This is a genomic window from Inquilinus limosus MP06 (genome assembly GCF_000767795.1).
In the GTDB taxonomy this organism is placed as follows: Bacteria; Pseudomonadota; Alphaproteobacteria; order DSM-16000; family Inquilinaceae; genus Inquilinus; species Inquilinus limosus_E.
In genome coordinates, this window is sequence record NZ_JANX01000250.1 from 1 (window position 1) to 8,654 (window position 8,654).

Annotated in this window: 10 protein-coding genes; 4 read left to right on the plus strand and 6 right to left on the minus strand. The window is 71.8% G+C overall.

Features of this window, described 5'->3' with window-relative positions; translation table 11 throughout:
* Together P409_RS18805 and P409_RS18810 are read right to left on the minus strand one after the other, a co-directional pair.
* Nucleotides 1-485: thiamine pyrophosphate-binding protein (locus P409_RS18805; protein WP_034841317.1), on the minus strand; the 485-nt coding region annotated here is incomplete at its 3' end.
* 112 nt (nt 486-597) lie between these two features.
* The gene (locus tag P409_RS18810; protein WP_034841324.1) at nt 598-1,887 is read right to left on the minus strand and encodes an MFS transporter; all 1,290 of its coding nucleotides are present in this window, start codon (nt 1,885-1,887) and stop codon (nt 598-600) included.
* A gap of 142 nt (nt 1,888-2,029) precedes the next feature.
* Here P409_RS18810 and P409_RS18815 point away from each other — a divergent pair, with 142 nt between their 5' ends.
* Together P409_RS18815 and P409_RS18820 are read left to right on the plus strand one after the other, a co-directional pair.
* Nucleotides 2,030-2,671 carry a TetR/AcrR family transcriptional regulator gene (locus P409_RS18815; RefSeq protein ID WP_034841329.1) on the plus strand — a complete coding sequence of 214 codons (642 nt, stop codon included), beginning with the start codon at nt 2,030-2,032 and terminating at the stop codon, nt 2,669-2,671.
* Nucleotides 2,672-2,777: 106 nt separating this feature from the next.
* Nucleotides 2,778-3,005 (plus strand): hypothetical protein, encoded by a 228-nt coding sequence (locus P409_RS18820; protein WP_034841333.1) that lies wholly within the window; start codon nt 2,778-2,780, stop codon nt 3,003-3,005.
* A gap of 38 nt (nt 3,006-3,043) precedes the next feature.
* On the opposite strand, the gene P409_RS18825 is transcribed toward P409_RS18820, so the two are convergent.
* Both P409_RS18825 and P409_RS18830 read right to left on the minus strand, forming a co-directional pair.
* Nucleotides 3,044-3,289, minus strand: coding sequence for a hypothetical protein (locus tag P409_RS18825; protein ID WP_034841338.1), 246 nt, complete (start codon nt 3,287-3,289; stop codon nt 3,044-3,046).
* Nucleotides 3,290-3,434: 145 nt separating this feature from the next.
* Complete coding sequence (locus P409_RS18830; RefSeq protein WP_034841342.1) at nt 3,435-3,983, minus strand: DinB family protein; 549 nt, start codon at nt 3,981-3,983, stop codon at nt 3,435-3,437.
* A gap of 231 nt (nt 3,984-4,214) precedes the next feature.
* Here P409_RS18830 and P409_RS18835 point away from each other — a divergent pair, with 231 nt between their 5' ends.
* The gene (locus P409_RS18835) at nt 4,215-4,628 is read left to right on the plus strand and encodes a thiol-disulfide oxidoreductase DCC family protein (protein ID WP_202964721.1); all 414 of its coding nucleotides are present in this window, start codon (nt 4,215-4,217) and stop codon (nt 4,626-4,628) included.
* A complete protein-coding gene (locus P409_RS18840; RefSeq protein WP_034841347.1) occupies nt 4,625-6,316 on the plus strand; it encodes an SDR family oxidoreductase in 1,692 nt (563 codons plus the stop codon). Before P409_RS18835 ends, P409_RS18840 begins: the two co-directional genes overlap by 4 nt.
* A gap of 142 nt (nt 6,317-6,458) precedes the next feature.
* On the opposite strand, the gene kynU is transcribed toward P409_RS18840, so the two are convergent.
* Both kynU and P409_RS18850 read right to left on the minus strand, forming a co-directional pair.
* On the minus strand, nt 6,459-7,691 hold the full coding sequence (gene kynU / locus P409_RS18845; RefSeq protein ID WP_034841352.1) for a kynureninase: 1,233 nt from the start codon (nt 7,689-7,691) through the stop codon (nt 6,459-6,461).
* Nucleotides 7,688-8,536 carry an alpha/beta hydrolase gene (locus tag P409_RS18850; protein WP_034841356.1) on the minus strand — a complete coding sequence of 283 codons (849 nt, stop codon included), beginning with the start codon at nt 8,534-8,536 and terminating at the stop codon, nt 7,688-7,690. Before P409_RS18850 ends, kynU begins: the two co-directional genes overlap by 4 nt.
* Nucleotides 8,537-8,654 lie beyond the last annotated feature (118 nt).

Below are 8,654 nucleotides of genomic sequence, written 5' to 3' on the forward strand. Positions count from 1 at the left end.
AGCTCGATATAGACCGGGCGCGGCCGGCCCAGAGTCATCCGCGCCAGGCTGAGATCGGCCACGGCGCGGGCCTGGGACGGGTCGACCACGGTGAGGGCGGAGGCGACCAGCCCCTCCATCGCCAGGCGCTGGTTGCGCATCTCGTGCAGCTCGCCGCGGCCGAGGCCGAGATCGCGGCGGGCGTTGACGGTGGACAGCACCACCATCGGCACGCTGTCGGAATAGGCCTGGCCGATGCCGGTGGCGGCGTTCAGCAGGCCGGGGCCGGTGATCAGCACGCAGATCGCCGGGCGGCCGCTGGCCCGGGCATGGCCGTCGGCCATGAAGGCGGCCCCCTGCTCGTGCCGCACGGCGACATGGCGCAGCCCGTTGCGGCCGAGGGCGCGGTACAGCTCCAGCGTGTGCACGCCGGGGATGCCGAAGGCGGTGTCCACGCCGCTGCGGGTGAAGGCGTCGATGATCGCCTGGGCGCAGTTGTCCGCCATGAAGCCTCTCCAGGATCGCGATTCGTTGCGGAGAGACTGCCGCGCCGGCGCGCCGATGACCACCCCCGGAACCGCCGGGGCAGGGCTTCCCCGCCCCGGTCAGGCCTTCCGATCAGGCGGTCGCCTCGACCAGCCGGCCGGCGGCCGGGCGCTGCCCGCGGCCGATCGCCAGCACCATGAAGGCGGCGCCGACGCAGATCACGCCGGCGATCAGGAAGGCCAGCAGATAGCCGTCCATGGCGGTGCGGATCACGCCGGCGCCGAAGGCGGCGGTGGCGGCGCCGACCTGGTGCGAGGCGGCGATCCAGCCGAACACCACCGGCGCATCGTCCTTGCCGAAGGCGTCGTTGGTCAGCTTCAGCGTCGGCGGCACGGTGGCGATCCAGTCCAGACCGTAGAACACCGCGAACACCGACAGGCCGTAGAAGGAGAAGCCGGAGAACGGCAGGTAGATCAGCGACAGGCCGCGCAGCCCGTAATACCAGAACAGCAGCCAGCGGCTGGAATAGCGGTCGGACAGCCAGCCCGAGGCGGTGGTGCCGATTAGGTCGAAGATGCCCATGGCGGCCAGGAGGGCGGCCCCGGTGGTGGCCGGGATGCCCTGGTCGATGCAGGCGGAGATCAGATGGGTGCCGATCAGCCCGTTGGTGGTCAGGCCGCAGACGAAGAAGCTGCCGGCCAGGAGCCAGAAGTCGCGCTTCCTCGAGGCCCGGCCGAGGATGCGGAAGGCGGTGAGGATCGGGTTGCCGGTGGCGGCGGCAGGGGCGGCGCCCGGCGCCTCGCCCAGCCGCGACAGGCCGACATCCTGCGGCCGCTCCGGCAGCAGCAGGAAGACGAGCGGGATCATCGCGGCGACCACGACGGCGACCACCCAGGCCACCGGCTGCCAGCCGAAATCCTCCGCCACTGCGGCCAGGATTGGCAGGAACACGAGGGAGCCGGTGGCGGTACTGGCGGTCAGGAGGCCCATGACCAGGCCGCGCCGCTCCTGGAACCAGCGGTTGACGATGGTGGCGCCGAACACCATGGCGGCGATGCCGCTGCCGAAGCCGACCAGCAGGCCCCAGGTCAGCACCAACTGCCATTCCTGCGTGATCAGGGTGGAACCGGAGACGGCGACGGCCAGCAACGCCAAGGCGAAGATGATGACGGGGCGGATGCCGAAGCGCTGCATCGCCGCAGCGGCGAAGGGTCCCATCAGCCCGTACAGAAAGATGTTGACGCCGATGGCGAAGGAAATGGTCTCGCGGCTCCAGCCGAAGGACTGTTCCAGCGGCACGATCAGCACGCTGGGCGTAGCCCGGACGCCCGCGGCGGCGAGCAGGACCAGGAAGGCGACCGCGGCCGCGATCCAACCGAAATGCATGCGGCCCGACACCAGGCGCGCGACGAGGGCGGTCATCGACGGGTTCCCTACAGCTTCGGCGGATGGTCCGTTGCGGCTGGACAACGGCTTCGATCCGGCCCAAATGTAACCGATCGGTTCGTCGGCTGCCAAGACGTACGAACCGGTCGGTCACATGTCAAGCCCGAGAGGTGGGACGATGGCGGAATCGAAGACGACCCGGGAAGCCGCGGCGCCGGACGGCACGGCGCCGAAGCGGGCGCGCGACCGGATCTTCGCGGTCGCCGACGAGCTGTTCTATCGCCAGGGCATCCGCGCGGTCGGGGTCGACGCCATCGCCAAGGAGGCGGGGGTGGCCAAGATCAGCCTGTACCGCGCCTTCCCGTCGAAGGACGACCTGATCGTCGCCTATCTCGCGGACCGCAACGCCGATTACTGGCGGCGCTGGGACCGCGCCTTCGCCAAGCATGAGGGCGACCCGCGGGCACAGCTGCGGGCGATGATGGAATACCTGGCCGACCGCACCACCGCGCCGGACTATCGCGGCTGCCCTTTCACCAACGACGCCACCGAGTTTCCGGAGCCGAGCCATCCCGGCCGCCGGGTATCGGAGGAGAACAAGCGCGAGCTGCGCCGCCGGATGCTGCGGCTGGCCGAGGCGCTGGGCGCGCCCGACCCGCAGACGCTGGCCGACGGGCTGGTGCTGCTGGTCGAGGGGGCCTATGCGATCAGCCAGACCCTGCGCGGCCGCGGCGGCCCCGGCCACGCCATCGTCTGGGCCGCCGAGGCGCTGGTCGACGCGCAGCTCGGGCGAGGCGAGACCACGCCGGATCCTTCATAAGCCTCTCTTCCCTCGCTCCCGGTAACAATCCCGATCTCCCCGCGAAGGACAGGGCGGGCCGGCGAACACCCGTCCGGCCGGTCGCAATCAGCATGGGGAGAAAGCGATGAGCTTCCGTGACGCGATCGACAGCGTGGGGGCCGGACCGGTGGTGACCCGGGTCCCGGATCCTCCGCCGCTCCCGAAGAAGAAGACCGATCTGTGGCGAGAGGTCCTCAAGCAACTGACGGGCGGCGAACCCGAGCCGTTCAAGACCATCGGCGAGGAGATCAAGCCGGGCCCGGCGCCGCGTGAAGAGGCGCATCCGCAGGAAGAGCTGCGCCGCATCTCCTAGGCAGGCATGGAGAGGCCGGAGATCCCGGCCTCTCCGGCTCAGAACATATTCTTCGGATCGAACACCAGAATGAAGCTGCTGTCCGGCCAGCCGCCGCTCGGCCTCGGCCAGGGCTGGCACAGCGGGTTCAGGACCGCGCGGCGGGCGGCCACCGCCCATTGCGGGTTGCCGCCGTCATCGATGACGGCGACGGCGCCAGGAGACACGGTGCCGTCCGGATTCACCCGGACCACGCGGAGCGCCACCTTCGACATCGGCTGGCCCTGAGGACCGACGTCCAGCACTGCCTGACCTTGTCCCGGATCGCGCCTTCGTCGCCGCGGGTGATCCTGCGGTCGGCCTGTTGCTGGACCGGCTTTGCGGCCGGTCCGGCCTGGGCGCAGCCACCGGCCGGCAGCAGCACCGCGGCCAGGCAGAGGAGTGCGCCTCTCACGATCGCAGCTCCAGCCCCAGCCGCTTCAGCTCCGCATCCCGCCGCGGCGCGTCGGAGGCGAGGAAGAACTCGTCCAGCTGCGGCGGCGCCACCCGGGTGGCGGACAGCATGGCGTGGGCCTGGCCGCGGTGGTGGATCTGGTGCTGGAACAGATGCGACAGGATGGCGGTGACGGTCTCGCGATGGGCGATGCCGTCGCGACGGTCGATTGCCACCACCCGGTCCAGCCCCGCCTCGTCGAGCCCGTCGCAGAAGCGCACCAGCTCGCGGTCGGTTTCGGCCTGGGCCGCGGCCAGGTCGATCGCGTCGGGATAGGGAATCGGGTCAACCCCGTGCCGCCGGCCGGGGCCCTTGAGGTCGGCCAGATAGGCGCGGTCGACCACCAGGATGTGGTTCAGGGTCCGCCGCAGCGACGGGAAGAAGCCGGTGCGCGGCGCCGCGAACTCCTCCGGCGACAGCCGCAGGCAGGCGGCGTGCAGCCGGGAATTGGCCCAGGCGTTGTTGCGGGCCATCAGGCGGAACTGCTCCGCCAGCGACGTCGCCATGCGCTCCTCCCTGTCGATCCTTGGGGACAGTCGACCTGCCCTCCCGCCCCGGATCAAGGGATAACTGGTGCGGTCCGCCGCGTCGTCCAGGCCGCCCCGCCGCGATCCGCCGACAATCCGCCGCAGCGCGCGGCTCTCGGTGATGCCCTAGGCTGGTCTCCCGGCAGCAACCAAGCGGGCCGGAGCGGTATGATCAGGCGCGATCCCTACAGTTGGCGGCAGGATCCGGCGGTGCCGTCTTTCCCGGACGACCGGCCGGTGATCGTGTTCGACGGGCATTGCATGCTGTGCTCCGGCTGGGCCCGGTTCATCGCCCGGCACGACACGGCGAAACGGTTCCGGCTGCTGCCGGCGCAATCCCCGACCGGCCGCGCGCTGTATGTCCATTTCGGCCTCGACCCCGAGGATTACGAGACCAACATTCTGCTGGCCGACGGCGTCGCCTGGCTGAAATCGGAAAGCGTGATCCGCACCGCGCTGCGGCTGGGCTTCCCCTGGTCGCTGGCGGCGGCGCTGCTGGTGCTGCCCTTCGGCTGGCGCGAGCGGCTGTACGGCCTGCTGGCCCGCAACCGCTTCCGCCTGTTCGGCCGCCGCGACAGCTGCATGCTGCCGGTGCCGGGGCAGGAGGACCGCTTCCTGACATGACCGATGGCCGGCTGCGGGTCCTCATCCTCGGCGGATACGGCACCTTCGGCGGCCGGCTGGCCCGGCTGCTGGCGCCGGAACCGGGGCTGACCCTGCTGATCGCCGGCCGGTCGCAGGCGAAGGCGGAGGCGTTCTGCCGGGCCCTGGACGGCGCGGCTGAGGCGGTGCCGCTGGCCTTCGACCGCGACGCCGCCGATGCCGCGCGGATCGCCGCCGTCGGGGCGGCGATCGTGGTCGACGCCACCGGTCCGTTCCAGGCCTATGGCGATGCGCCCTATCGGGTGGTCGAGGCCTGCATCGCCGCCGGCGCCGACTATCTCGACTTGGCCGACGGCGCCGATTTCGTCGAAGGCATCGGCCGTTTCGACGAGGCCGCCCGGAGGCGCGGCGTGGCCGTGCTGTCCGGCGTCAGCAGCTTCCCGGTGCTGACCGCGGCGGTGGTCCGGCACCTCGCCCGGGGCCTGGACCGGGTCGACAGCATAGAGGGCGGCATCGCCCCCTCGCCCTATGCCGGGGTCGGGCTGAACGTGATCCGCGCCATCGCCTCCTATGCCGGGCAGGAGGTGCGGCTGACGCGCGGCGGTGCGCCCGCCACCGGCCGGGCGCTGGTCGAGACCCGGTACTGGACCGTCGCGCCGCCGGGCCGGCTGCCGCTGCGCCGCACCCGCTTCTCCCTGGTCGACGTGCCCGACCTGCGGCTGCTGCCGGCGCTGTGGCCGGGGCTGCGCGAGATCTGGATCGGCGCCGGCCCGGTGCCGGCAGTGCTGCATCGCGGCCTCAACGCCCTGGCCCGGCTGGTTCGGATCGGCCTGATCTCGACCCTCCGGCCGCTGGCGCCGCTATTCCACACCGCCATCAACCGGCTGCGCCGGGGCGAGCATCGCGGCGGCATGATCGTCATCGTCCACGGCCGCGATGCCGACGGACAGCCGGTGGAGCGGTCCTGGCACATGCTGGCGGAGGGCGATGACGGGCCGCTGATCCCCTCCATGGCCGCCGCCGCGGTGATCCTGCTCCGGCTGCGGGACCTGCGCCCGGCGCCGGGAGCGCGGGCCGCCACGGAGGCGCTGGAGCTGGCGGATTACCAGCCGCTCTTCGCCGGGCGGGCGATCGTCCATGGCCGCCGCGAGGTCACGGCGGAGACGGCGCGGCAGCCGCTGTATCACCGCATGCTCGGCACGGCCTGGGCAGGCCTGCCGGAGCCGGTGCGGGCGATGCATGACCTCTCTGGAGACAAGCGGGTCGCCGGCCGGGCCGAGGTCGAGCGCGGTACCGGCTTGACGGCCCGGCTGGTGGCGGCGCTGATCGGCTTCCCCTCGGCCGGGCATGACGTGCCGGTCGCGGTGACGTTCCGCGTCCGCGACGGCGTCGAGACCTGGCAGCGCCGCTTCTCCGGCCGGTCCTTCTCCAGCACCCAGCAGGCCGGGCGCGGCCGGTCCGAGGGACTGCTGGAGGAGCGCTTCGGCCCGGTGCGGGTCGGTCTGGCGCTGGTGCTGGACGGCGACCGGCTGCGCCTGGTGGTGCGGTGCTGGAGCCTGCTGGGCCTGCCGATGCCGCTGGCCCTCGCCCCGGGCGGTGAGGCCTGGGAGACCGCGGCGGAGGGGCGGTTCCGCTTCCATGTCGAGATCCGCCACCCCTGGGCCGGCCTGATCGTCCGCTACCGCGGCTGGCTCGAGCCGGAGGGGTAGGACGCACTTCCCTTAATTGTCATCGCCGGGCTTGACCCGGCAATCCAGGAGCCCTCGGGAGCGGCATCGAGATTTCCTGGATCCCCGAGTCAAGCCCGGGGATGACAGATAACAGGGTATCGGCGGGAACCGTTCTCCTGCTTCACGTCACCGTTTGGCGCCGCTGGAACTCCGGCGCCTCAAACACCCGGTCCGCGATCACCTGCTCCACCGCCGCCACCGCGTCGAACACATCGGCGTAGCCGAGATAGAGCGGGGTCAGGCCGAAGCGCATCACGTCCGGCGCCCGGAAGTCACCGATCACGCCGCGGGCGATCAGCGCCTGCATCACAGCATAGCCCTGGTCGTGGCCGATCGAGACATGGCTGCCGCGCCGGGTGCCGTCGCGCGGGCTCTCCAGCCGGCAGCCGAGCCGCTCCAGCCGCTCGTCGAACAGCGCGATCAGCAGGTCGCCCATGGCCCGCGCCTTGGCCTCGACCGCTGCCATGGTGACGCCGTCATAGGCGTCGAGCGCCGCCTCATAGGCCGCCATCGACAGCATCGGCGGGGTCGAGCACAACATCCGGCGGATGCCCTCGGCCCGGGCGAACTCCTCGGTGAAGGCGAAGGGCTCGGCATGGCCGAACCAGCCGGTCAGGGGCTGGTCCACCGCCGCCAGGTGCCGTTCGGCGACGAAGAGATGACCGGGCGCCCCCGGCCCGCCATTGAGGAACTTGTAGCCGCAGCCGATAGCGAAATCGGCGCCGGCCCGGTTCAGTTGCACATCGACCGCGCCGCTGGAATGCGCCAGGTCCCACAGGATCAGCGCGCCCTTGCCATGGGCGGCCGCGGTCACCGCCGCCATGTCCTGGCGCTCGGCGCTCTTGAAATTGACCTCGGACAGGGTGGCGACCGCGGTGTCGCCGTCGATCGCCGCCGCCACCTGCCCGGCCAGGACGCGGCGGACGCTGCAGCCCATCAGCCGGGCGACGCTGTCGACGACATAGAGGTCGGAAGGAAAGTTGCCGGCCTCGGCCACGATGACCTTGCGGTCCGGCCGCATCCGGCAGGCGGCGACCAGCAGCTTGAACAGGTTGATCGAGATCGCGTCGGTGACCGTGACCTCATGCGCCGCGGCGCCGATCAGCTGCGCCGTCTTCGCCCCAGCGCGTTGCGGCGAGGCGTACCAGCCGGCGCTGTTCCAGGAGCGGATCAGGCCCCGCCCCCATTCCTCCGCCACCGTTGCCCCGACCCGTTCGGCCACGCCGCGCGGCAGGGCGCCGAGCGAGTTGCCGTCGAAATAGAGCACGCCGTCCGGCAGGGTGAAGCGGTCGCGGCAGGGACGCAGCGGGTCGTCGCGGTCGAGGGCCTCGCAGTGGGCGCGGTCGATGGTCATCGGCTCTGCGCCAGCCGCAGCACGGCGTCGAAGACCGGAGTGCCGTGATGGCCGATCTGCTCGACCACGTTGAAATGATGCGTGCCCGGAACCGCGATCGGCGACCGGGCCAGGCCCGGCCAAGCCGCCGCCATCAGCGCCGACTGGCGGTGGAACTCCGCCGGCTCGTCGCCGCCGACCAGCAGCTCCAGCGGCACGCCGGGCGCCGGCTGCGGCGCCTCGTGCAGGCTCCAGCCCGAGGCCTGCTCCGGCGTCAGTCGGATCAGCTCGTTCATGCTGGTGCGCAGCAGCGGCCGCAGGTCGAACACGCCGGAGATCGACAGACCGCCGGCGAAGGGCGCGGAAGGCAGCCCGCGCACCGCCCAGTCCGTCGCCAGCATCGCGGCGGTGAGATAGCCGCCGGCGGAATGGCCGCTGACGATCAGGCATTTCCGCTCGGCCTCGTCCAGCGGCGTCGTCCAGGCGAAGGCGATGGCGCGGCGGCAGCTTTCGGCGATGCCGGCGACCGTTGTCTGCGGGCACAGCGGATAGTTCAGCACCACCGTGGTGAAGCCGGCCGGCACCAGCGAAGCGGCCGCCCAGGACACCTCGTCCTTCGAGGAGGCGCGCCAGTAGCCGCCATGGATGAACACCACGGCGCCGCGCGGCCGGTCGGCGCGGAACAGGTCCAGCGTCTCGCGCGGGTCGGCGCCATAGGCGATGCCGGCCCGGTGCGGCAGCCGCGCCCTTGTGGCCGCCGCGGTCTCCAGCCAGCGGCCGAACACGGTGGCGATGTCCGGCACCGTGACCCGCGGGTTGTACTCCCGCTCGCACCAGTCCGGGTCGTCGTAGCGGAGGGTGGTCATCGGCTGCCTCGCGCCTGCACCCAACCGAGTTCCCCCTCCCCTCGCGGGAGGGGGCTGGGGGGAAGGGGTTGTCGAAGCCGGCACAGGCGAGCCAGACGGCAGATCTTGCTGCCGGCCC